The 22,420-nt window shown below is 40.9% G+C and carries 24 protein-coding genes; 3 read left to right on the plus strand and 21 right to left on the minus strand.

Features of this window, described 5'->3' with window-relative positions; translation table 11 throughout:
- Positions 1-13: 13 nt before the first annotated feature.
- The 13 genes from secG to mutY form a co-directional block, all read right to left on the minus strand.
- Positions 14-391: a preprotein translocase subunit SecG gene (gene secG, locus C5749_RS18570; protein WP_105727703.1), complete on the minus strand. Its 378-nt coding sequence runs from the start codon at positions 389-391 to the stop codon at positions 14-16.
- Positions 392-402: 11 nt separating this feature from the next.
- Positions 403-1,497: a hypothetical protein gene (locus tag C5749_RS18575; RefSeq protein ID WP_105727704.1), complete on the minus strand. Its 1,095-nt coding sequence runs from the start codon at positions 1,495-1,497 to the stop codon at positions 403-405.
- Between the two features lie 5 nt (positions 1,498-1,502).
- Positions 1,503-2,024 (minus strand): LptE family protein, encoded by a 522-nt coding sequence (locus C5749_RS18580; protein WP_105727761.1) that lies wholly within the window; start codon positions 2,022-2,024, stop codon positions 1,503-1,505.
- Positions 2,025-2,032: 8 nt separating this feature from the next.
- Positions 2,033-3,292 (minus strand): sigma-54 interaction domain-containing protein, encoded by a 1,260-nt coding sequence (locus C5749_RS20010; protein WP_105727705.1) that lies wholly within the window; start codon positions 3,290-3,292, stop codon positions 2,033-2,035.
- Between the two features lie 14 nt (positions 3,293-3,306).
- Complete coding sequence (miaB, locus tag C5749_RS18590) at positions 3,307-4,740, minus strand: tRNA (N6-isopentenyl adenosine(37)-C2)-methylthiotransferase MiaB (RefSeq protein ID WP_105727706.1); 1,434 nt, start codon at positions 4,738-4,740, stop codon at positions 3,307-3,309.
- Positions 4,741-4,957: 217 nt separating this feature from the next.
- The gene (locus tag C5749_RS18595; protein ID WP_105727707.1) at positions 4,958-5,647 is read right to left on the minus strand and encodes a YiaD family glycine zipper/OmpA-like lipoprotein; all 690 of its coding nucleotides are present in this window, start codon (positions 5,645-5,647) and stop codon (positions 4,958-4,960) included.
- A 148-nt stretch (positions 5,648-5,795) separates the two neighbouring features.
- The gene (locus C5749_RS18600; RefSeq protein ID WP_146113792.1) at positions 5,796-6,527 is read right to left on the minus strand and encodes a hypothetical protein; all 732 of its coding nucleotides are present in this window, start codon (positions 6,525-6,527) and stop codon (positions 5,796-5,798) included.
- A gap of 96 nt (positions 6,528-6,623) precedes the next feature.
- A complete protein-coding gene (locus C5749_RS18605; RefSeq protein WP_105727709.1) occupies positions 6,624-7,016 on the minus strand; it encodes a hypothetical protein in 393 nt (130 codons plus the stop codon).
- A gap of 9 nt (positions 7,017-7,025) precedes the next feature.
- Positions 7,026-8,438 (minus strand): 23S rRNA (uracil(1939)-C(5))-methyltransferase RlmD, encoded by a 1,413-nt coding sequence (rlmD, locus tag C5749_RS18610; protein ID WP_105727710.1) that lies wholly within the window; start codon positions 8,436-8,438, stop codon positions 7,026-7,028.
- A gap of 391 nt (positions 8,439-8,829) precedes the next feature.
- Positions 8,830-9,411 carry a TetR/AcrR family transcriptional regulator gene (locus C5749_RS18615; RefSeq protein WP_105727711.1) on the minus strand — a complete coding sequence of 194 codons (582 nt, stop codon included), beginning with the start codon at positions 9,409-9,411 and terminating at the stop codon, positions 8,830-8,832.
- Positions 9,412-9,426: 15 nt separating this feature from the next.
- Entirely contained in the window at positions 9,427-10,464 is a 1,038-nt protein-coding gene (gene pheS, locus C5749_RS18620; RefSeq protein ID WP_105727712.1) for a phenylalanine--tRNA ligase subunit alpha, read from the minus strand.
- A gap of 95 nt (positions 10,465-10,559) precedes the next feature.
- Positions 10,560-11,006, minus strand: a complete 447-nt coding sequence (locus C5749_RS18625; protein WP_105727713.1) for a single-stranded DNA-binding protein — start codon at positions 11,004-11,006, stop codon at positions 10,560-10,562.
- A gap of 89 nt (positions 11,007-11,095) precedes the next feature.
- Positions 11,096-12,160: an A/G-specific adenine glycosylase gene (mutY, locus tag C5749_RS18630; protein ID WP_105727714.1), complete on the minus strand. Its 1,065-nt coding sequence runs from the start codon at positions 12,158-12,160 to the stop codon at positions 11,096-11,098.
- 133 nt (positions 12,161-12,293) lie between these two features.
- Between mutY and C5749_RS18635 the strand changes: the two genes are divergently transcribed.
- Positions 12,294-13,151: a M23 family metallopeptidase gene (locus C5749_RS18635; RefSeq protein WP_105727715.1), complete on the plus strand. Its 858-nt coding sequence runs from the start codon at positions 12,294-12,296 to the stop codon at positions 13,149-13,151.
- Positions 13,152-13,170: 19 nt separating this feature from the next.
- Here C5749_RS18635 and C5749_RS18640 read toward each other — a convergent pair whose 3' ends face one another.
- From C5749_RS18640 to C5749_RS18660, 5 genes are all read right to left on the minus strand, one after another.
- Positions 13,171-14,007 (minus strand): endonuclease/exonuclease/phosphatase family protein, encoded by an 837-nt coding sequence (locus C5749_RS18640; protein ID WP_105727716.1) that lies wholly within the window; start codon positions 14,005-14,007, stop codon positions 13,171-13,173.
- Between the two features lie 16 nt (positions 14,008-14,023).
- Positions 14,024-14,863, minus strand: a complete 840-nt coding sequence (locus C5749_RS18645; RefSeq protein ID WP_105727717.1) for a phosphodiester glycosidase family protein — start codon at positions 14,861-14,863, stop codon at positions 14,024-14,026.
- 6 nt (positions 14,864-14,869) lie between these two features.
- The gene (locus tag C5749_RS18650) at positions 14,870-15,631 is read right to left on the minus strand and encodes a glycerophosphodiester phosphodiesterase family protein (RefSeq protein WP_105727718.1); all 762 of its coding nucleotides are present in this window, start codon (positions 15,629-15,631) and stop codon (positions 14,870-14,872) included.
- Positions 15,632-15,712: 81 nt separating this feature from the next.
- The gene (locus tag C5749_RS18655) at positions 15,713-16,369 is read right to left on the minus strand and encodes an HD domain-containing protein (protein ID WP_105727719.1); all 657 of its coding nucleotides are present in this window, start codon (positions 16,367-16,369) and stop codon (positions 15,713-15,715) included.
- On the minus strand, positions 16,359-17,618 hold the full coding sequence (locus C5749_RS18660) for a THUMP domain-containing class I SAM-dependent RNA methyltransferase (protein WP_105727762.1): 1,260 nt from the start codon (positions 17,616-17,618) through the stop codon (positions 16,359-16,361). The genes C5749_RS18655 and C5749_RS18660 overlap by 11 nt, the downstream gene beginning before the upstream one ends.
- A 71-nt stretch (positions 17,619-17,689) precedes the next feature.
- Here C5749_RS18660 and C5749_RS18665 point away from each other — a divergent pair, with 71 nt between their 5' ends.
- Positions 17,690-18,064: a DUF3127 domain-containing protein gene (locus C5749_RS18665; protein ID WP_105727720.1), complete on the plus strand. Its 375-nt coding sequence runs from the start codon at positions 17,690-17,692 to the stop codon at positions 18,062-18,064.
- Between the two features lie 558 nt (positions 18,065-18,622).
- Here C5749_RS18665 and C5749_RS18670 read toward each other — a convergent pair.
- Together C5749_RS18670 and C5749_RS18675 are read right to left on the minus strand one after the other, a co-directional pair.
- Positions 18,623-19,264: a hypothetical protein gene (locus tag C5749_RS18670; protein ID WP_105727721.1), complete on the minus strand. Its 642-nt coding sequence runs from the start codon at positions 19,262-19,264 to the stop codon at positions 18,623-18,625.
- Positions 19,254-19,802, minus strand: a complete 549-nt coding sequence (locus C5749_RS18675; RefSeq protein ID WP_105727722.1) for an RNA polymerase sigma factor — start codon at positions 19,800-19,802, stop codon at positions 19,254-19,256. Before C5749_RS18675 ends, C5749_RS18670 begins: the two co-directional genes overlap by 11 nt.
- Before the next feature lie 501 nt (positions 19,803-20,303).
- On the opposite strand from C5749_RS18675, the gene C5749_RS18685 reads away from it, so the two are divergent.
- The gene (locus C5749_RS18685) at positions 20,304-21,041 is read left to right on the plus strand and encodes a hypothetical protein (protein WP_105727724.1); all 738 of its coding nucleotides are present in this window, start codon (positions 20,304-20,306) and stop codon (positions 21,039-21,041) included.
- 78 nt (positions 21,042-21,119) lie between these two features.
- Here the strand turns inward: C5749_RS18685 and C5749_RS18690 are convergent, their stop codons facing one another.
- Positions 21,120-22,376, minus strand: a complete 1,257-nt coding sequence (locus C5749_RS18690; protein WP_105727725.1) for a YeiH family protein — start codon at positions 22,374-22,376, stop codon at positions 21,120-21,122.
- Between the last annotated feature and the right edge of the window lie 44 nt (positions 22,377-22,420).

The following is a 22,420-nucleotide window of genomic DNA, read 5'->3' on the forward strand; positions in this document are numbered from 1 at the left end:
ATTAAGCTACGTCTTAATTTACGCTATCAACACCTGTTGCCGGCGTAGGCGTTTCCGTTCCCGTGACGGGCGCTGTTTCTTGTTGTGTAGGACCCGGATTAAGGTTCAGTGGAGAAGTTTGTGCCGGAGCATCGATTTGATCACCGAGTCCTCCTGTTCCCCCTCCGGCTGATGGTCCTAAAATGTTCATCGCCAAACAGAACACCATCAATGCAATGGCCAAGCCCCATGTTCCTTTTTCTAAGAAATCACCTGTGCGTTGCACCCCCATTAAATTAGAGCTGCCAGCGAATCCTGATGCTAAGCCCCCTCCTTTAGGGTTTTGAATCAACACGATAAATCCCAATAAAACACTCACCAATATGATCAGGACAATTAAAAATGTTTGCATTATTTTATTTGTTAATATAGTTTTTCTTCCAATTCCTTAATTCGGGTCGCAAAATACGATTTTTTTTCTGGAAATCTCAAAATTAATTTTTTATAAACTTCTATAGCTTTGACATACATGGCTTGATCCGCGTATATATCCGCAAGCGTTTCTGTCACTAAGTCAAATTGTTCTTCCGAACTCTTTCTGGCTTTGTTTTCGACATTTAAATTCTCTGGTTGTGGAGGTTGTATCTGAGGTTCTTCCCGAATAAATCGCTCTATCACTTCTGCCACCTTACTTGGTCCATTAGCTATCGATTCGCGACGCTTCACTTCATCGCTCAGTTTATCTTCCGGATGCTGTAGGTGGATAATATGCTCACGAATCTGTTGATCGAGTGTAACACGATCCAATTCCGCTGGATTAAATGACGTTCTATTTGCCACTGGAATTCGAAGACTTGCAAATGGCTGGTAAGTGTCGGCATGCTCCAATCGGGTCTTATGTAACCACCAACGGAAGCTATAAGGCATCAACTCGTCATTATATAAACTAATATTTTCTTCTTTTCTGTCGTTTTCTGTCTGCTGTTCTTCAGAAATTTCTCCTTTTTGCTGTTCAAATTGTTTGTCCTTAGCATGAACAGCAAAATAATCTCCACCTCCTATACCTTCTTGCACCAACGTCTCTAAAGCATCTTTACGCTCTTCCCCCTCTGTATTTACGACAGATTGCGTGTCAGCTCGTTGCTCATCTGGCCGCTTGTGCTCATCATCCGTTAAACGCTCTTCCACAAGAGGTTCTTCCATCTCGTCCGAAGATGCCGCTACATCCTCAAAGGGTACGTAATCGTCATCTTCTACTTCTACTGTAGGCACCTCTTCTATCGGCAACTGAACATATTCTGCCAACCAGTTGGCACTACTTGCCAACAGAATTGCCCGATTTTCTAGGCGAACCGACTGCCCATCTTTCAAAAACTTATGCCTTTCAAAGGCAAAGTGAAGTGGCTGCGAATAGGGATATCGAGCGAGCAATTGCTCAAAATCAGTCAAGGCAATATCCTTTGGGCTAACCAAAGCTTGGTGATATAAATGTATAAATGACGATCCTTGCTTTCCCATATATTTTACCAGTTAGCGAATGCTCTATTGTAAATATCTTCCGTCAGTAAATTAATAATTTCCCTTGTTAAATTTTCTTCTTGCGATTGTATCAAACCAGAAAACTCTCTAAATTGTGAAAACGATTCCTCGAAATTACTCTCTCCGGTTTCGTCTAAACGGTTTGTATATTTTACTTTAACCGTAATCGTCAAACGATTTAAGGCCGCACGATCTGTGTTGGCCTCTACTGCTGCGGGAGCAATATCATACCCCGTGATAACACCTTCGAACATGGCATCTGCCTCACCGTTGACTTGACTAAGTCTAGATTGGTTTCGAATACGTTCCTTCAGCCCCTCTGTAAAGTTTTGACCGAGCGTTTGGTAGACCATAGGCGCAATATTTTCGAAATAAGCCACATGCACCGTTTTCATATTCTGGGGAATAGACCCTCCTGTAAAACCATATTTAACACCACAGCCGTTAAATAAGAAGCATACCACAACAGCTAATAAGGGAAATAAAAATATATTCCTCGTTTTCATGGCATTCATCAATCTAAATTTAAATCTTTGATTTTCCTATACAAGGTACGTTCAGAAATGCCCAGTTCCCGAGCAGCTGCCTTACGTTTACCTTTATGTTTCTTCAACGCCTTTTTTATCAAATCCGATTCCTTCTCTACCAAAGAAAGCGACTCCTCTATTTCCTCAGCTTCTTGGTCATCATATGACATATAGTCATTCCCTTTTGGGCCTTGATTAGGGTTATGAATAGTTAAAGTGGGGTTTACACCTTCTTCACCTAAATAGCCCGCAGAAGGCTTAACTTCTTTATACAATTGATTAATATACGGTGAATTTTGCTCATAAGTACCTGGATTTACTCCCTCTTTAATAAGCTCTACCACAAGTTTCTTCAAATCCACCATATCCTTTTTCATATCAAAAAGCACTTTATACAATAAATCTCGCTCTGAAAAATCTTCTTTTCCGGCATCTTTGACAAAGACGGGCAACGATGATACAGGCTGCTCTACGGGCAAGTACTTAGATAGTATAGACGAATCGACAACACGTTCCTTTTCCAACACAGCAATTTGCTCGGCAATATTTTTTAATTGTCGCACATTTCCAGGCCAGCTATAATTCATTAGCGTTTCCTGTGCGTCTGGTGTCAATTGTACCCCTGGCGATCTGTATTTATCTGAAAAATCAACAATGAATTTTCTAAAGAGTAGATTGATGTCTTCTTTACGTTCTCGTAAAGAAGGAATCCGCAACGGGACAGTATTCAAACGATAATACAGATCTTCTCTAAACCTAGCTTTTTTTACCGCTTCATACACATCGACATTCGTTGCCGCAACTACACGTACATTCGCTTTCTGTACTTTCGATGAACCTACACGAATGTATTCCCCCGTCTCCAACACCCGTAATAGCCTCGCTTGTGTACCTAAAGGGAGTTCGCCTACTTCATCCAAAAAAATAGTCCCACCATCTACGACTTCAAAATATCCTTTTCGTGCTTCGTGTGCACCCGTAAATGAACCCTTCTCGTGACCGAACAATTCAGAGTCTATAGTTCCTTCTGGAATCGCACCACAGTTTACCGCGATAAAAGACCCGTGTTTTCTCGCACTTAACTGGTGAATAATATGTGAAAAAACCTCTTTCCCTGATCCACTTTCGCCTTGTATCAACACAGATATGTCCGTTGGGGCCACTTGCCAGGCGACATCAATTGCACGATTTAATAACGGTGAATTACCAATGATTCCAAATCTATTTTTAATATCTTGAATATCCATTTTCTTCCGACCTTCTACTCTACAATCCTGCCAATTAAAGTTGCTGATGTACAACGTTCAGCCAATACGTGGACATATTGCCCCGGCTTGAAGCGTTCATCAATAGGGAAGACAACCATCGAATTTTGATCATTTCGACCACAATAATCTTGATCCGAACGTTTTGAAAATCCTTCAATAAGAACTTTTTGTACTTTGCCAACAAAATTTTGTAAACGATAAAGGCTGTGCTCCTGCTGTTTATTAACGACCTCTGTCAACCGTCTTTTCTTCACATCTTCTGGTACGTCATCTTCATAACGTTTTGCAGCCAATGTACCTGGTCGCTCGGAATAAGCAAACATATAGGCAAAATCATACTTTACGTAATCCATCATAGAAAGCGTTTCTTGATGTTCTTCTTCTGTTTCGGTACAGAATCCCGTAATCACGTCAGTAGATATACCACAGGTTGGAATAATACGACGGATAGCATTAACCCTATCCATATACCATTGTCGGTCGTATGTACGGTTCATCAATTCCAATACCCGTGAACTTCCCGATTGCACCGGCAAGTGTATGTATTTACAAATGTTTTCGTACCGAGACATGGTATACAATACCTCGTCGGTAATATCTTTCGGATGAGAAGTGGAGAAACGCACACGAAGTTCCGGACTTACTTCCGCCACCATAGCCAATAGCTGTGCAAAGTTTATCATCTGTCCCTGCGTTTCGTCTTCCGCTACTGGCTTCGTATATTTATACGAATCGACATTCTGTCCCAACAAAGTGACTTCTCGATAGCCAGCGTTAAACAGATCTTGTGCTTCTTTCACAACAGAATGGCAGTCCCGACTTCTTTCACGCCCGCGTGTAAAAGGAACAACACAAAATGAACACATATTGTCGCACCCGCGCATTATAGAAATAAACGCAGAAATTCCATTGGAGTTTAAACGGACCGGACTTATATCTGCATAGGTTTCCTCTCTTGAAAGCAGTACATTGACCGCTTTGTTGCCGTCATCAACCTTATCTATCAAGTTTGGTAAATCACGATAAGCGTCTGGACCTACTACGACATCAACTAGCTTCTCCTCTTCGAGGAATTTCGACTTCAATCGCTCTGCCATACAACCTAGAACACCCACTACCAAGCCTGGATTCTTCGCTTTCGCAGATTCAAATTCTTTCAGCCTATTCCGCACACGCTGTTCTGCGTTTTCCCGGATGGAGCAGGTGTTGATAAACACAACATCAGCTTCCTTATAATCTTTGGTTGTTTCAAAACCATTATCCAACAAAATAGAAGCAACAATCTCACTATCAGAGAAGTTCATTTGACAGCCGTAGCTTTCGATATACAATTTTCTTCCCTTAGATTTGCCTGTAGGGAGCATATCCAAAGCCTCACCTTGACGAGACTCGTCGTGTATTTTTGTTGTGTGTTGTAATTCTATCATAGCATCAACTAAAAGATTACAAAGTTACAAATAAAAACTTAGATTGATGACAGTTTGGCAGCGCTTGTAAAAAAACCTATAGCTCAAGCAGGGGCACCAACAAGGATAGAGATGCCATGGAGGTTCTGGATGGTCTTTCGATCCAGACATAAAAAAAAAGCGCTGTCCAGATAGAACAGCGCTTTTCATTATTATATATACACAAAAATTCTGATGCCTAATTCCCAGCTTCCGCTTGTGCTTCTTTAATCATGTCGTCACCAGCTACAATCACAATCTCCACGCGACGATTTTCAGCCCGTCCCGCGTCTGTATCGTTGGATGCAATCGGTTCCGAATAGTTTTTACCTTCTGTTTTTATCCGAGAACTACGCAATCCCTGTGAAACGGCATAAGCTCTAACTGATGCGGCACGGGATTCTGATACCTTCTGATTTGCAGCTAACGTACCAATATTATCGGTATGTCCAATAACTAAAATATTCGTACCCGGCTCTTTATTTAGTGTTTCCACCAATTTGGAAATATTTGTCTTCGCAGCAGATTTCAGCGTGGAACTATTGAAGTCAAATAAAATGCCTTCGTCAAACTTCACAATGATCCCTTCATCGGCTTTGATCACTTCCGCCCCAGCTACTGTATTTTCAATCTCCTTGGCCTGTCTATCCATCTTTTTACCGATCAAGCCACCTGCTACACCACCAATGGCCGCACCTGCGATAGCCCCTACAGCCGTATTACCGGCCTTGCCACCAATTAATGCCCCTAAACCAGCTCCCGCAGCTGTTCCAATAGCAGCTCCTTTTGTTGTGTTACTAGCATTTTGTACAGCAGCACAACTGGCAAACAACATTACTGACGTGGCTACTGACAAGCCATAGACAGCTATTTTTCTATTGAATTTCATAATTAATTATTTTCTATGTTCACTTAATTACATTATACAAACAAAGTAAATGCCAAAATACAACAACTATGACTTAAATCAACGGAAACCTGCATGGATGCCGTTAATAGAGGGATATAAATATTATTCTAATAAAAATTAAACAGAATTATCGTTCCTGTGGAGGAATTTCGAGTTTCGGCAAACGGTTAGAACGGGGTCGTCCATTTTTGTCCCAAGCTTCAAATGACCGTTTAACATAATGCATGAAGTCATATTGCCCCCAATTTTTAACCATACTATAGGAAGGACGGTATATATCCATAAACGACTGGAGTTCGTCTCCCTCTAAGCTAATCAAGGACTGTACGCTAGTTTTGTTAAAAACTCGATCAACTTGGCTTTCTTCAAGTTCTCTATCCATCAAATTTGCAAATCGCTTTGCGTTTTTTGCATCACGTCCAAATAAATTATACAACGCGGTCGCCGGACTACCTAAATAAGTACCCACTGTATTCTTGCCTCCGTTATAGACTCCTTTCTTACGATAGTCGTCCAACATATCCCTCATCTCCGCTTCCTTGCTCATCCGGCTCACAATCACCGTTTCAATTGTCAAACCAGCCTGCATTTCGACAAGGATATCTTCATTTGTCTGCAAAACGGTTTTCACCGGCCCATATCCGGTTTTTGTCAAAGAAAGACTGTCTCCAACAGACGCTTCGATGATAAATACACCAAATGTATTTGTTTGCACACGCTTTTTTGTCCGCAAGTTCGTTACGTTTACCTCCGAAAGACGTGTGCTTCCACCCTTTTCTACTACGATACCTGAAACTCCACTTGACTGCTGTGCACATGTGTTTGATGCTCTTATGAGTAGGAGCGTTATACAACTCACGAGTAACCAAATATATTTCTTATTTATATACATTCATATAAATTTAGCAAATGTTTAGCGTAACCAATGTTAAAAAGTTCTAAATCTAACCAAAAGTTAGCTATACGGATAGAAAACAAAATTGCCACCCTCTGGCACGACAACAAAAAGACACATATATCCATTGGTATCTTTGAAATGCTTCACAAAGTAGTCTTTTCGATCTTCTTTGATAAGTCCACGGTCGACAAACTCCTCCAGCGAGCTCACATTAATGGTCCACTGTGTATTCAATTCGTCTTTATTTAACAATAGCTCTCCAATACTGACCTCATGTTGATGCGCAATAAAAATTGGATATAACGTGTATCCTTCTGCTATCATTTCCGTAGCCACCTCCTTTATGGAATCACTGTAAAAATCCAGATCAACTTTCAAGCTTTTAAGAGGGCTGTTTGCGGTCGGATCGTCTGAAGACGACATTCTTCTCATTAAATCTTCAATATCCATATTCTCTCTTTACTCCTCAATTTTCACTAATAAAACGACATTTTCTACATGTTGTGTATGTGGAAACATGTCCACAGGTTTGATACGTTCTACCTTGTATTTTTCTTGCAATAAAGCTAAGTCACGAGCTTGCGTTGCGGCGTTGCAGCTTACATAGACTACTTTTTTAGCTTCCATTTCCAAAATGCGATTCACAACATCGGGATGCATTCCTGCTCGTGGTGGATCCGTAATCACAACATCGGGCCGACCATGCTCGTTTACGAAATCCGCAGTCAGTACATCTTTCATATCCCCTGCATAGAACTTCGTATTGCCAACCCCATTTATTTGCGAATTGATCTTCGCATCTTCAATAGCAGAAGGCACATACTCTACACCCACAACTTCTCTCGCCATACCTGCTACAAAATTAGCAATTGTTCCTGCTCCGGTGTATAGATCATAGACCAATTCATCTCCTTTTAAGCCGGCGAAGTCGCGTGTTATCTTATACAGCTCATACGCTTGCGCAGAATTCGTTTGATAAAAAGACTTTGGTCCCACCTTGAACTTCAATCCTTCCATCTCTTCATAGATAAAATCACGTCCGCTAAAAATATAGATGTCCTGATCAAAAATGGTATCGTTACGCTTCTGATTGATGATGTATAACAGTGAGGTAAGTCCTGGAAGCTGCTCGCTGATATAGTTCATCAATAAATCGACCTGTCCTTCTTCCGGGTAGGCAAAAACAACAATCACCATCACTTCTCCTGTCGAAGACGTACGGACAATTAGATTACGCAAAGCACCTTCATGTGCACGTAGATCATAAAAAGAGATTCCCTGTGCTATGGCAAAAGTACGCACCGCATTCCGAATAGTATTGGATGGATCTTGTTGCAGAAAGCAGTGATCTATGTCTAAAATCTTGTCAAACCTTCCTGGCACATGAAACCCTAGAGCGTTAAAATCGTCTGGCTTTACTTCTTCGTCCACCGACGTCAGCCATCGTTTATTAGAAAATGTAAATTCCAGTTTATTCCTATAATACGTCGTTTCCGCCGAGGCCAGAATAGGTTCCATTGAAGAAACATCAACTTTACCTAAGCGCTTGAGTGCGTTCTCGACATATTGTTGTTTGAACAACAACTGCGCGGGGTATTCCATGTGTTGCCACTTACATCCTCCACATACACCGAAATGCGGACAAAAAGGGTCTACACGATATTTTGAGGGCTCCTTTAATGCTACCAAACGTCCCTCTACAAAGTTTTTCTTCTTCCGGAACAGCTCTACATCTGCGACGTCGCCAGGCACAGCCTGCTCGACGAACAGTACTAATTCGTCGTGCTTAGCGACCCCTTTGCCCTCTTCCGCTATATCAATAATTTGGACATCGGATACAAACCGCTTGTCCTGTGGAATTCGTCTACCCATAATGGGTGCAAAAGTACGGTTTTTTTTGGTGTTCTTTTTTTAGAAAAAAGAACGAAAGAAGCGTCGCTTCGGATCTTTGGTATAGGGGATAATACTAAGGATGAGTTTCTACAGTTATCAAAGTTCCGGAGGCGACATTTTATGTTAATAGAGGTGGTGCAATTTACCTCGCCCACCCTAGATCTGCTTCCGTTATAGGCGAAACATATATCTAAAAGCGATCAATAATAGAATTTGTTCTTTCCGTTTCGAAGGCATGTACTAAATACGTATATAATATAACACGGATGTAGACCCCCACGCACACGGAACGTGGGCTAAAACGGCCGCGGAACCTTGCAAGCCTAGATCTTTTGCTTCTTTTCCATCAATGGGAAAAGAAGACGAAAAACTACGTCTCTAACAATGTCGCCTGCACCAGATAAGGCAAGATTTCCTTTTGAAAAGAGATGAAGTTTTTACGCACATCGGCATCTGTCACTGCAGTAAACGCGAACGAAAACACGATATTCTTACTCGATTTGATCAGAAAGGTTAATCTTTCTTCCGGTACAGTTAGTGCAATAGTCGCGTTTTGTATAAAAGAGCTAAGTAGCAGAAATTCCAAATCGTCGGAAAGTGTCTTCAAGTACTCCTGCGCATTGGCCGACTCCCGAATAAATTCCCATCCCACAAACTCATTACAGACAGTGTACGTCACACGGCTTACACGAAGAATCGTATTCGCTAGAAAAGTAGAAAGGTCTTTTTCTCTGATATTTTTATTCAGAATGTCTTCTACGTTTTCCCGGATATAATCCATTAATACTGCATGCAGAATGAGCTCTTTACTAGCAAAATGTTTATAAAATGTTGCTTTTGCGATGCGCGCCTGTTTTGCCAGTTCATTTACACTGGTTTTGTTATATCCGTAACGCCTAAAAAGTTCACGTGCGGATTTCTTTATTGATAATATGACTTGGTCAGACTCCATATATTATTGGGGAGATTACACCAGTTCCGTCTCAAACTGCGACAAGAAACGGACATCGTTTTCAGAGAACAAGCGTAAATCCCGAATTTCGTATTTCAAATTTGTTATCCGTTCGATACCCATACCAAAAGCGAAACCCGAATACTTCTTGCTATCAATCCCACAATTCTCTAACACATTAGGGTCTACCATACCACACCCCAATATCTCCACCCATCCGGAATTTTTACAGAGTTGACATCCTTCTCCTTTACAAATTGTGCAAGAAATATCCATTTCGGCGGATGGTTCGGTAAAAGGAAAATATGAAGGACGGAAGCGTACTTTTGTACCCTCGCCATATAACTCTTGCACAAAATGAAACAAGGTTTGCTTCAAATCTGCAAAAGAAACATTTTCGTCGACATACAGGCCTTCCACTTGATGAAAAAAGCAATGCGCTCGTGCTGATATGGCTTCATTTCTATAAACACGTCCCGGCATAATAGCACGAAATGGCGGTTTTCCCATTTCCATTAAGCGAACCTGAACAGAAGATGTGTGTGTACGTAACGCGATGTCATTACCATCTTTCTTTTCTACGAAAAAGGTATCTTGCATATCCCGGGCAGGGTGTTCAGGAGGAAAATTGAGTGCAGAGAAGTTGTGCCAATCGTCTTCGATTTCTGGTCCTTCGGCCACGATAAAGCCCAACTTTTTGAAAATTTCTACGATTTCTTTTCGTACTAACGAGAGCGGGTGCCTAGATCCCAACTGAAACCCCTCACCCGGGAGCGTCAAGTCACCCTCCTCACGCTGCAGGCTCTTTTTTGTTTGTGCAAACTGGGCTTGGGCGTCGCTATATGTTTTTTCGGCTAATAACTTAAACTCGTTTAAAACTTTGCCTAACGTACGCTTTTCTTCAGTTGATACCGTTTTAAATTCTTCAAATAATCCTTTAACGATACCCTTGGCAACTAAAAACTTTAAACGAAAATTTTCAACATCAACTGCCGAAGTGGGGGCAAATCCTTTTATCTCTTCTGTAAACTGCTTAATTTTGTCCTGCAACATAATGCCAAAGATACGGCAAAATATTAAAATATTACAAGATGCCCTGCCGAAATTCCAACGCACTAAAGGACCTAAGCATCAGTATTCATGACATACTAAAAAGGCAGCCCATCGGCATCATCGTTATTTTCTGTAAAATCGACTTCTTCGTCTTTTCCTCCATCATTTTTTTCTTCTTCCTGCGATGTGGATCTCCCCGTTTGTGCAAAATCAGAAGGACGTCCCAATAATTTAAAGCTCTCGCCAACGATCTCTGTCACATACCGACGAGTTCCCTCTTTATCCTCATAATTACGGGTCCGCAACCGCCCTTCTATATAAGCCAGCTTTCCCTTTTGAAGATATTTAACCGCCATCTCCGCTAGATTGCGCCACATAACGATATTGTGCCATTCAGTATGTTGAACCCTTACACCATCTTTAGTGTATGTTTCAGAAGTTGCAAAAGGAAAACTGCAAACGGAGACATTGTTGTCTAAATAACGTACTTCGGGATCTTTTCCCAAATGCCCGACTAAAATCACTTTATTAACACTTGCCATAATTTATAATTTAGGGCTAATTAATTGTATCTTGTTATATAAGATTATATACTCTATAGTCAGAATGAACACTTTTGATTTCACGCTACCTATTTAACGGAGATGAGATGACCATTTTTTTCCAGAAAAGAGAATATAAGTTTATGTTTAGCTAATTTATCGATTTTTTCACAAAAATAGTAATTCCAACCCTTTTTTTTCTTTTTCAACGCATGAGGATCTCTAACTATAAAAAAACGTGCATAAATGTTTTGATGACTTAGCACTTGTTTTATCTGTTTGCCTACAGCCTCCAAAACCGCATTCTCTTCAAAAAATTGGACAAAATCTGCATGTGCCATTAAATCGGACAGCGAAACGTCTTCCGCGGTCTCTATCATCGGGAACTCATAAAGGTTCGTCCAGACATCGCCTTGTCCTCGCTTTGACATCAAAATTTTGTCGTCCTCCACTACAATAAAATAATGGAAATATCTATTACGGCTCACCTTCCCTTTCAACTTCACAGGTAGCACATCAACTCGTCTTTCTTGAAAAGCTACACATTCCACACGAAAAATACAATCCGCACATAGCGGGTTCTTTGGCTTGCATTGCAAAGCTCCAAAATCCATAATAGCCTGATTGTATATACCAGGATTACGTTTATCAAGCATATCGTGGGCAATCTCAGCAAATGTTTTTTTCCCCTGTATGGAATTAATTGGTTCCTTTACCCCAAAGTAGCGTGCCAACACCCTATATACATTTCCGTCGACTACCGCCCTGGGTTCATTTGCCGAAAAAGACGCAATGGCTGCTGCTGTATATTCTCCAACACCGGGCAAACGAATAGCTTCCTCATAGGCAGTTGGAAACATACCCTGAAAATCACTCACAACCATTTTAGCTGCTTTATGCATGTTTCGGGCACGCGAGTAATATCCTAAACCTTGCCATAGCCTTAGGATATCTTCTTCGTCGGCTTCTGCAAATTTTGTTACAATTGGAAATGCCTCTACAAAACGATGGAAATAGGGCATTCCCTGTTCCACTCTGGTCTGTTGTAAGATAATCTCCGACAGCCAGATAATATAGGCGTCATGTGTGGCTCTCCACGGCAAATCACGCCCTTTTTCACAGTACCAATTCATTAATTTTACAGCGAACGACATGCACAAAGTTGCCTATTTTTTTGTAATAAAAAGAGTCCTAAAAAATGTTAAAATTTGTAAAATATTGACCACAAACAGCTTGTTATACTACCTTTGTGCTTTCGTATCATAAAAGTTTTTATTGTTGAGGCCCATGCTAAAGAAAAAAACCGCCGTGCTTTTCGTCGAACCGGATGGTACATCTACCAAGAGAATGCAGGTACCCACGTTCGTCGTCACTCACTGGAGAAAAATTTTGTGTTCCTTCCTTGCCTTCACTGCTATAACGGTGCTATCTGTCGTGTACGTGGTTAAACAAAGAACATCTGAAAAATATATAAAGGTCTATGACCAAAAAATAAATAAGCTGAAAGCTGAAAACCGTCTGTTGGAATTGGATGAGTTCAACAATCAGCTGACAACCGAGGAAATAAAGAAATCGTTCAATTCCATCGATAGTACCATTGACCGCATTAACCAAAAGATGAAGAAGCGGGGACTGAAGGAAATTAAAATGAATCCCAATATGGGTGGTCCTGTGGAAAAAGATAACGATGATTTAGTAGAGCTTTCTGTTTTCTACAAAAAACAACTAAAAGATCTGGAATCCAAATTAGATGGTTTACCGTTAGGTAGGCCACATCAGGGCCGAATTACATCGTCCTATGGATATCGTAGGAACCCCTTTACAAACCGCGGTCGTGAAATGCACCAAGGAGTAGATTTGAAAGGAAGAACAGGAGATCCCGTTAAGTCAACAGCAAAAGGTAGGGTTACGTTTGCCGGTTGGAAAGGAGCATATGGATATGTGGTCATGGTTAAACATAAGAATGGCTATGAAACGCGCTACGCGCACTTAACCCGCACACGTGTTAAAAGAGGACAGGCTGTGGAAGCAGGAGATATTGTCGGTTTGCTCGGCAGCACTGGTCGAAGTACCGGGCCTCACTTACATTATGAAGTTCTCTTAAACAACAGAAAACTCAACCCATCCAAATACTTTTCATTGTAATAAATTACGCTGCAAGAGTTTACCATTGCAACACACTAACTATAGGGAAATGATCCGAAGGGAATTTCCCCATATACGTATCTGTTAAAATACCGTATTTATATACATTGAACGGTTTAGTAATAAAAATATGATCGATACGCTGCTTGGGCTTAATACCTTTTCCCCACGCGTTAAAAGAGGAGTTCGGTTCGTACACGATTTTTGCCTGTTCATAGGTGTCTTGTACTATTCCACTTTTTGAAAGCGTAAAGTATGCTTCGTTGGTTTCATCCACATTAAAATCGCCAGTCAAGATGATGGGCAAATCTTCTGCTAGTTCTTTTGCTTTTTCTAAAATAAGCTTTGCGCTTTCTCTGCGTGCTTCAATACCTCGATGGTCAAAATGCGTATTCATGAAGATAAATTGCTTGCTATTTTCGGTATCTTCAAATACACCCCATGTACAAATCCTTGGCAAAGCGGCGTCCCATCCTTTGTTAGGTTTTTGGGTATCCGTACCCGAGAGCCAAAACGTTCCGTCTTTAATTAATTTAAAACGTCTAGTATTGAAGAAAATAGCTGAGTATTCTCCTTTTTGTGCACCATCATCACGTCCCACACCGACGTATTCAAAACCGGGCAACTGGCTTTTCATGTCCTGCACCTGTTCGTAAAAGCCTTCCTGGATACCAAAGATATCGAATTCATGGAATTGAATAAGATTCGTGATCGCATGCTTTCTATCATCCCACAAGTTCCCGACATCCGCCGTTGTTTTCAAGCGTATATTAAAAGAAGCTACCGTAAGCTCTTGTGCTGACAGGATATAGGAAGATACGAAAAGAAATAACGATGATAAAAAAATCTTTTTCATAGCATATAATGTATTATTATTTAAGGTAAATGATGTTGCTCACAGCGCGTTCACCCTCATGATCAAATAATTTATTATCGGATGGGTGGTTTACTACACCGTTCTCGGCAGCTCCCTTTACGTACAATGTAGAACTGCCCCCGCCGTCCAAGTTCATTGCGTCTTTCGCTCCCAACCACTGCAATATGCTCGAGAGTTCGTAGAGATTCATACCGTGCGCGGATTTATTTCTTCCATCAACGACAAACAGGAGCAATTTACCATCACCTGTTAATGCGATCGCTGTACGCGGATGTCTGTTGTCGTTAAAGGCATTTTTGGTTAATGGATAAGGGTTGCCGTCCGCCACAAGCAGCGGTCCCGATAGCAATACGTTTGGATAGCGCTCCGCCCCATATAGGGTATCCGTCGAAGCTTTGATTTTTATTTCTTTTCTCGAAAGCAAAAACAACGCATTCCCGCGGTCTGATTTTTTTCTGGTCCGGTTGACAACCTTATTATCTACCTGTATGAAATCCGTTGCACCACCATTTTTCATATCAAAGAAACCGCCGTTTACCGCCACCAGTGCACGATGTTCCAATGCCAATTGTGAAGTAGGCTTCAACTCAGAAGGCTCCGCGGCTAAATAAAGTTTTTTTAAGTTCTTTTTAAGATCTATTTCCACGTAGTTGATCTCTTGCTCACTATCAAAAAGATTTTGAAAATGTCCTTGCTTCCATACAACCCCTTTTTTTAATTTCGTTATTTTCCAGTCTTTTGTAACGACTAACAGTGAGTCTCGATTCTCTTGCGCAAACGCCGCCGTAACAAAAAGAAAAATACCAATAAGAATATTTGTTCTTAAACGATACATCGAAAATTATTTTTTTAGAATGCGGTTAAGTAACTCCGGCTCATCTGTCGTAATATAATCAATATTTTGGTCGATAAAATAATGCATATCATCCTCCCGATTTACCGTCCACACATTGGTCTTTAGTTGCAATTTCTTTGCTTCTCCAATCCATTCGGGATGTTTCTTATAAACCGACAGATGATAATCGAGTCCACTTAAACCTGCTTCTTTTATTTCCTGGGGAGATTTGTCACCATTGAGGTAGTGAACTTTCGCTTTCTTATCCAGTTCCTTAAGCTTCAAACAAGCATCGTAACTGAACGCAATATATTCTACTTGTTTTCCGGCGTTCAGTTTCTTTACTAAAGCCACCGTTAGCTCCGCTGCCTTTAATGTTCTTTCTGTACCAAGTTTGTTCGTCTTAAGCTCATAAATCAACTTGGTTTTTTTCTGTGTCAATCCTTCTTTTAGATATTCTTCTGCGGTTGGGATACTTTCTCCATTAGGGTGTTTCTTAGCAAGCAATTCTTGATAGGTTGAGGTCGCTATGTCTATTCCATAAAAATCTTGGTCATGGGTAACCACCAATACATCATCTTTTGTTAGATGCACGTCAAACTCTGCACCCCAAGCTTTTTGTTCTATAGCTTTATTTAAGGATGCAAGTGAATTTTGGGGCACTTTGGTGTTTTTCCAAGATCCACGATGCGCGATCATTTCTGTCTGCGCTGTGGCGCCCATATGCATGATCGTTAATAAGGTAAGGATTACTAATGTCGGTTTCATATCTTACATGAATAAGGTATACTTTGATTTTATTATTTAATTTTTACGAATATATCGAATTCGGATTAAGATAGTGTTAAATCATCTGTCTCCGTTCCATTCGCCATAAAATTGTTGCAAAAAGGATTCCATAAAATGATGACGCTCCCCTGCTATCTGTTTGGCTGTAGCGGTATTCATTTTATCTCGTAACAGCAATAGCTTCTCATAAAAATGATTTATGGTTGGTGCCGTTGTATTTTTATATACTTCCTTACTAAGTAGTTGTTGGGAAGAAATATCAGGATTGTATATTTCTCGATTCTTAAATCCCCCATAATGAAAAGCCCGTGCAATGCCGATCGCCCCAATAGCGTCCAAACGATCCGCATCTTGTACGATCTCTAATTCTCTGGAATGAAAATCGACCCGTCCTAAAGACGCCTTGAAAGACATATTAAATATAATCTGCTGCACATGTTCTATCCGACCTTTATCCAATCCTATATGCTGCAGGAACTCTCCTGCTATCCGTGGGCCGATATGCTCGTCACCATGATGAAATTTGCTATCGGCAATATCATGTAATAATGCGGTCAATTCACAAACCAATGTATCAGCGACCTCTGTTTCCAAAATCAACTTTGTATTGTTCCATACACGCTGAATATGCCACCAATCATGCCCCGCTTCGGCGCTTTTCAGATTTTCCTGTACAAATATTGCCGTTTGCTGTATAATTGCCGTGTTATCTATCATTGTTATCCTTATTCGACACCCGAATGAGTTTATGTATTTTACCCCCAGTGGATCGTTCTTTTGAGTCTTGGCGTAATTCAGATGCAGCAGGTTTCTCTTTCGAACCTTCATACAGCTCATATTGCAATAACCGGCAGTCTAGCTTACCGGTAAAAAACTCAAATCTTCGGGAAGCTTGCAAGCCAATCTTTTTTGCTAAATCGAGATTTCCGGTAAAGATATAACCTCGATATCCCTTGCATTCCTGCTTCATAAAGTCACCGATTCTTTTATAAGTTGCTTCCAGTTTAGTGTGTACTCCTAAACGCTCGCCATATTCGGGGTTGAACATAATAACGCCGTTTTCTTCCGGAATAGTCGTTTTCGCAAAATCACCCACTTCAAATGTGATCAAATGTTCTACACCTGCTGTCTTCGCATTCGATTTCGCAATGTCTATCGCCACATCTGATATATCCGAAGCAATAATATGAGGTAGATTCTTTTTGTCGGTCGATTCCTTCAATCGACGACGCTCTTCAAAAAACACTTCCTCATTATAACCTATGAAATGCATGAACGCATAATTCATCCGTAGCAAACCAGGCATACGCTTTTGTGCCATCAGAGCGGCCTCGATGGCTAAAGTTCCCGATCCGCACATAGGGTTTACGAAAGGTGATTTCCTATCCCACTGGGTAGCCATAATAGTCGCGGTGGCCAGTGCTTCTAACATAGGCGCTTTACCGGGATGTTTTCGATAGCCATGCTTAGCGAGCGTTTCGCCGGAAGTATCCAAAAAAATCTCCGCTCTATCCTCTATCCAGTGCAGATGGATGACTGCTTGGTTTAATTCCGGCCCCGTATTGGGTCGGACACCTTTTTTATCTTTGATACGATCTACAATTGCATCTTTTACCTTGACATTCGCAAATAGCGGTGTCGTAATCGTCTCATTATGCACATTTGATGTGACCGAGAAATAGCCTTCAAAAGGCAACAGCTCTTCCCATGCAATAGTTACTAATGCTTGATAAAGCTCATCAGCATTCTTGGCGTGAAATGACTTTATTTCATAAAGGACTTGACTCGCTATACGCAAATTTAGGTTTAACCGTATACATGCATTCACAGAGGCATTAACCTCTACGCCTGTATTAAAAGCACGGACAATATCAAAGCCCAGCGCTTCAACTTCTTGCGCCAAATAAGGCGATAAGCGTCTATTGCACGTAATGATAACTTTATTGGGGGTGTTGAAAACTTCCATCATATTTTTGCAAAGTTACTTATTCTGCTTAGCAAAAAATGCTTAATTTTACAGTTTAATACGTTTTTGATATGGAAATAAGAGGAAAAGTTCATGAGATAGGCGCTACGCAACAGGTTACTGAATCTTTCAAAAAAAGAGACTTAATTGTTGCTTACGCAGAAAACCCACAATTTGTAGAATACATTCGTTTTGAGGCAACGCAAGATCGCGTCAGTATATTTGATAACTTAGCCGTTGGCGATGATGTAGAGGTGTCGTTTAACCTACGCGGTCGTCCATGGACAAATAAAGAAGGTGTTACTACCTATTTCAATTCCTTAGTTGCGTGGAGAGTAACAAAACTTGCCAATACGCCACAACAGGCCCAAGCGCCAGGGCAAATGGACATGCCTCCCGTAGACATATCGTCTTCCGGAGCAGATGACGACGATTTGCCTTTTTAAGTTTTAAAAAGCATAAAATAAAAGACAGCCCATACGGGCTGTCTTTTATTTTTTATATCTTATTCGTTATGAAATCTTTTCTTTCCCTTTTTTCTTAATAAGGATATTTTTTAAATCTCTTTTTCTTGATAAAAAGAGAGAAAAATCAAGGCTAGATATAGTTTTGCTATTTTTCATTGTCTATTCCTAAACAGTATGAAACTCGCTCCGCTCAGACAACATGCTGTTTTAACGGAATAGCCTGCTGAAAAATGACCGCAAAACGATATAAGGCCCTTTTTGCCCGCCTGCCGCGCGCGTAGGTGTCTACATCCGCGTTATCTTTAATTCTGTACCTTTATATTAGTAGATACCTTCGAAACTGAAAGAATTCTGTAATTTCATCATGATAAAGAAGAATTAACACGCTATACATTTGTACCATCCCCCATTAACACGAAATGTCGCATCCAAATTTTTGAGGCATGTAGAAACTCATTCTTAGAATTGTCCCTATTCTCAAAGATTTGAAGCGACGATTTTTTCCGTACTTTTTTCTAAAAAAAGTACAACAAAAAATTACTCCGGAAACACGATCTCAATATACCCTTCTTTTCCCTCCCATTTGGGTCCCTTTTGTAAGATTTGTATGATCTCTTCATAAACTCGCTGGCTCCTAGCTATCTGTGGCTGTATGTCATACGGAAGCCCATCTTGCCCCACTTTGAAGCGGACCTCTAAGCGCTTTTCCGTATTTACACCAGAATAATGCGCAGATACAAATGCAGAAAATTCATTCCATCCCTCTACCGGTCGCGCATCACCAGCAGGCAACGCATGTACAACCGTCTGTGTCAGCGTTTCATCCATCAATTCTACTTCTGTCACATTCGAATGTTGTCTATTGGGAAGATGGCGAATTAATAAAAGTATACACACCGTGATAAACATCACCGCGGCGACCATCCCAATTGCCAAGCGTTGCCAGCTAAAATAGAACTTGTTTTTGCGGTGGGCATGCTCCGTTATACGACGCTCAAGCCGTTGTTGCAATAGGCTCAACGATTTCACATCAACTCCTTGCTGCATTTTATACCCATCAATCGCATCCTGCAAGAAAGGATCTTCCAACGCCTCCCGCTCTAACGCGTGCATTTCTTCCCGGCTCATTAAGCCGTGTATATAGTTATGTATTCTCGACAGTTGATAGTTATTTTCCATTTTTCCCGCTCTCCATACAAATTTTCAAGTTTCTTTTCCCATTTTGAATATAACTCTTCACCTTATTCAAATCGTATCCAGTCTCTTCTGTAATATCCTTGTAGCATTTTTGATCCAGATAGAACAGGCGTACGCAAACTGACTGCTCGGGGGAAAGAGACGCCAGACAGTCGTGTACCTTATCGAAATCAGCCTCCGTCCATTTCGTTTCCTCCTCTGTTACGAGCTTCTGTTCACTTTCAGACATGTTTTCTTCGATATCCACATGCATTTTGCCTTTCTGTTTTCGAAGTTCCATCAAGCAATAATTTCGGGCAAACACATATAACCAGCTTTTGAAATTATCTACCTCATGTATACGAAGCTTGTGTACTAGTTGCTCAAAGATCTGCATAACTGCATCTTGACTCGCCGTCTGTTCCTGAAAGTACTTAAAACATACACCGTATAACAAAGACATATAGGGCGTATATAGTTTCCCTAATACTTGCAAATCGCCCGTCTGCTTATAATATACGAGTTGTTCTTTTTCGTCCATACACCATTACCCAATTAGAGGATGCGGAAAGATAGTAAATTCCATAAGAAAACTATAAAGAAATAATATCCCCCACGAAACGAGGTAAACTCGACGACGAGGCAGAATTAGGATGCGGATAAGTATAATACAGCCTATCCCCAAATTGCCCATGAGTCCATGTTGAGTCCATATTAACTGCACGATAATTCCACATATTTCTGTTTAAATTTGCATTCATCACGCTATCATTATACGGACAATCTTTTTTCAGGGGCAAGTTGCTCAGGGTCTGGTGACAAGTCACTCCCCATCTCTCTTCTGATGTCCTTAAGTTCCTTCTGTTTGTCCCGATGCTTCTTCAACATCAAAATTGTCTTGTTACAAATCGTTGCGAAAATGGTAAAGTGTTCTCGAAAGGGGATTACGAAAATCGCAAAAGCGCTCATACACGCTTTTCAAATTTCTTAAAAATTCACATTTATTTGATTTACAAACACTTGATTCATTAATTTCACTGTTATGAAAATAGTAGCAAATGGTGCAATTCGAGGTTTAGCTGGAAATCTCGTGGCACGAAAAATTGGAAATCAACAAATTCTACAGTCTAGACCTCGTAAGGCTAAGCAAACTGTCGCCACCAAAAAAGCCTCTATGGATTTTGGTCAAGCCAGCAATGCTGGAGGCTTTGTCCGGTCCGCTTTATCGGACACACACCTAAACTTATACGATAGCAATATGGTGGGACGGCTTAATGGACAAATACTGCGTGCCATGCGGGCTAACCCAGATCAAATACCGGGTAAAATGTGTCTTCAACATGGTAAACTGAGCCGCCTAGCTAACTTCCAGTTCAATGAAAATAGTAATACGCAAGATTTTCTCAATTTTGACATCGAATCATCACTTAACGAGAACAACTTACTCGCTATAGAAATTCCGAAGTTTAAAAAAGATCGTGATATCACATTTCTTGACGCTGCCGGAAAGATGATTGTTATCATAAACGCCATGGCTATCGATTTCGCCAAAGCAGACTACCATATAGTATCGTACACAGAAATAGAAATTAATTGTGCGCAGTTGGAAGGCTGGCGCGAAGCGGAGCGAATAGAAGTGGATTGCACGCCATTCGTGGGATGCGTAGTTTTCGTTGGGTTATCGGTTTTGTACTTTAATAACTCCCGAGGCAGGGATCTATTAATTAATTCCAGAGCACTTCATCCAGCAAGTATTGTAGGTGCATTTAACGTTACATAAGTGAATTGTGGCAGAATCATAGCTTAAACACAAAGGCTGCCTAAAATTTATGGGGGCAGCTTCTTTTGCGTTAATAATCTACCCAAACAACAGCAAGGCGATTACCAAGGTCACCAAAATATTGAATCCCTGTGCGATTAGAAACGCATAAAGCGGTTTCTTGTTATTATGCACAAATAGCTCTTTAAAATTCGTTTCCAAACCTATCGATGTAAAAGCCAACGCAAACCACAAACCTTGTATACTTTTCAATTCCGCTTTTACGCCGTCGACTTGCTCGGGATTAATAACAAAAGAAAATAAGAGGGAAGCAAAAACGAAACCTATTACAAATTTCGGGAAACGCTCCCAAATAATTTTTAAGGTTGGTTTCTCCGCATGCGCTGCACTTTTAGAATGCGAATACGTCCAGTAAATACTGATAGCAAACGCGGCAATACCGAGCAGGACATTTTGAGAAAATTTCACGATAGTACTGATCTCTAAGGCGCGCTCACCCACCAACGAGCCGGATGCAACAACCGCTCCGGTTGTATCTATACTTCCACCGAGCCAAGCGCCGGTAACCTCCTGCGACAAGCCCATCCAATCGGCAAGGTAGGGCATAAAAATCATCATTGGCACCGCTGTAATCAACACCAATGAAACCACATAGGATAGCTTTTTGGCATCGCCTTTAATGGCTCCTGACGTAGCAATAGCTGCCGACACCCCACAAATCGAAACAGCCGACGAAAGCATCATCGCCATTTCCTGATCTATTTTTAATTTCTTACAAAGCCAAAAGGCAAAATACCAGACCGACAACACAACGACCAAAGCCTGAATCAGCCCTAGCGCTCCCGCTTTCAATATCTCACTAAAAATAACCGTCGTTCCTAACAGCACCAAGCCGATTTTTACATACAGTTCAGTAGACAGCGCTTCTTTAAACCATGTAGGCAAGTTAAAAAAATTACTGATCAGCAAACCGATACCTAAGCTAAATATGACAGTTTCCAGATTATACTCCCGCACAGTACTATTGCCTGCTAAAACCAATGCAAATAGGGTTAATACAAAAATGAAAGGAAAAACGGTTAATAGCGGCTTTAATGGTTTCCCGAGCAAGAAAGCCCCTACTAATGTGGTAACGAACACCAACAAAAATTGCATACTGATAGTCAATAGGTTGCTCTCCGAAAGTACTTGACCGAAGAGTACATCTGTCGTATCCCAAGAAAAAGCTGGTTTGGGCACCACAACGCCACACAGGGCTAAAAAAATAATCGCCAATCCGAGTATCACGACAACCCAGTCTTCGCTGATGGCAACACCTAATTTAGAAGATGACATTTGATATTTTATGTAATAGTTGAATAATGATACGGACAATATAA

The organism is Sphingobacterium gobiense (assembly GCF_002980575.1).
Taxonomy (GTDB): domain Bacteria; phylum Bacteroidota; class Bacteroidia; order Sphingobacteriales; family Sphingobacteriaceae; genus Sphingobacterium; species Sphingobacterium gobiense.

Bases quoted from the DNA above. Each gene is read 5' to 3' on its own strand.
- secG (WP_105727703.1), bottom strand. From the start codon at position 391: ATGCAAACATTTTTAATTGTCCTGATCATATTGGTGAGTGTTTTATTG.
- C5749_RS18575 (WP_105727704.1), bottom strand. From the start codon at position 1,497: ATGGGAAAGCAAGGATCGTCATTTATACATTTATATCACCAAGCTTTG.
- C5749_RS18580 (WP_105727761.1), bottom strand. From the start codon at position 2,024: ATGAAAACGAGGAATATATTTTTATTTCCCTTATTAGCTGTTGTGGTA.
- C5749_RS20010 (WP_105727705.1), bottom strand. From the start codon at position 3,292: ATGGATATTCAAGATATTAAAAATAGATTTGGAATCATTGGTAATTCA.
- miaB (WP_105727706.1), bottom strand. From the start codon at position 4,740: ATGATAGAATTACAACACACAACAAAAATACACGACGAGTCTCGTCAA.
- C5749_RS18595 (WP_105727707.1), bottom strand. From the start codon at position 5,647: ATGAAATTCAATAGAAAAATAGCTGTCTATGGCTTGTCAGTAGCCACG.
- C5749_RS18605 (WP_105727709.1), bottom strand. From the start codon at position 7,016: ATGGATATTGAAGATTTAATGAGAAGAATGTCGTCTTCAGACGATCCG.
- rlmD (WP_105727710.1), bottom strand. From the start codon at position 8,438: ATGGGTAGACGAATTCCACAGGACAAGCGGTTTGTATCCGATGTCCAA.
- C5749_RS18615 (WP_105727711.1), bottom strand. From the start codon at position 9,411: ATGGAGTCTGACCAAGTCATATTATCAATAAAGAAATCCGCACGTGAA.
- pheS (WP_105727712.1), bottom strand. From the start codon at position 10,464: ATGTTGCAGGACAAAATTAAGCAGTTTACAGAAGAGATAAAAGGATTT.
- C5749_RS18625 (WP_105727713.1), bottom strand. From the start codon at position 11,006: ATGGCAAGTGTTAATAAAGTGATTTTAGTCGGGCATTTGGGAAAAGAT.
- mutY (WP_105727714.1), bottom strand. From the start codon at position 12,160: ATGTCGTTCGCTGTAAAATTAATGAATTGGTACTGTGAAAAAGGGCGT.
- C5749_RS18635 (WP_105727715.1), top strand. From the start codon at position 12,294: ATGCTAAAGAAAAAAACCGCCGTGCTTTTCGTCGAACCGGATGGTACA.
- C5749_RS18640 (WP_105727716.1), bottom strand. From the start codon at position 14,007: ATGAAAAAGATTTTTTTATCATCGTTATTTCTTTTCGTATCTTCCTAT.
- C5749_RS18645 (WP_105727717.1), bottom strand. From the start codon at position 14,863: ATGTATCGTTTAAGAACAAATATTCTTATTGGTATTTTTCTTTTTGTT.
- C5749_RS18650 (WP_105727718.1), bottom strand. From the start codon at position 15,631: ATGAAACCGACATTAGTAATCCTTACCTTATTAACGATCATGCATATG.
- C5749_RS18655 (WP_105727719.1), bottom strand. From the start codon at position 16,369: ATGATAGATAACACGGCAATTATACAGCAAACGGCAATATTTGTACAG.
- C5749_RS18660 (WP_105727762.1), bottom strand. From the start codon at position 17,618: ATGGAAGTTTTCAACACCCCCAATAAAGTTATCATTACGTGCAATAGA.
- C5749_RS18665 (WP_105727720.1), top strand. From the start codon at position 17,690: ATGGAAATAAGAGGAAAAGTTCATGAGATAGGCGCTACGCAACAGGTT.
- C5749_RS18670 (WP_105727721.1), bottom strand. From the start codon at position 19,264: ATGGAAAATAACTATCAACTGTCGAGAATACATAACTATATACACGGC.
- C5749_RS18675 (WP_105727722.1), bottom strand. From the start codon at position 19,802: ATGGACGAAAAAGAACAACTCGTATATTATAAGCAGACGGGCGATTTG.
- C5749_RS18685 (WP_105727724.1), top strand. From the start codon at position 20,304: ATGAAAATAGTAGCAAATGGTGCAATTCGAGGTTTAGCTGGAAATCTC.
- C5749_RS18690 (WP_105727725.1), bottom strand. From the start codon at position 22,376: ATGTCATCTTCTAAATTAGGTGTTGCCATCAGCGAAGACTGGGTTGTC.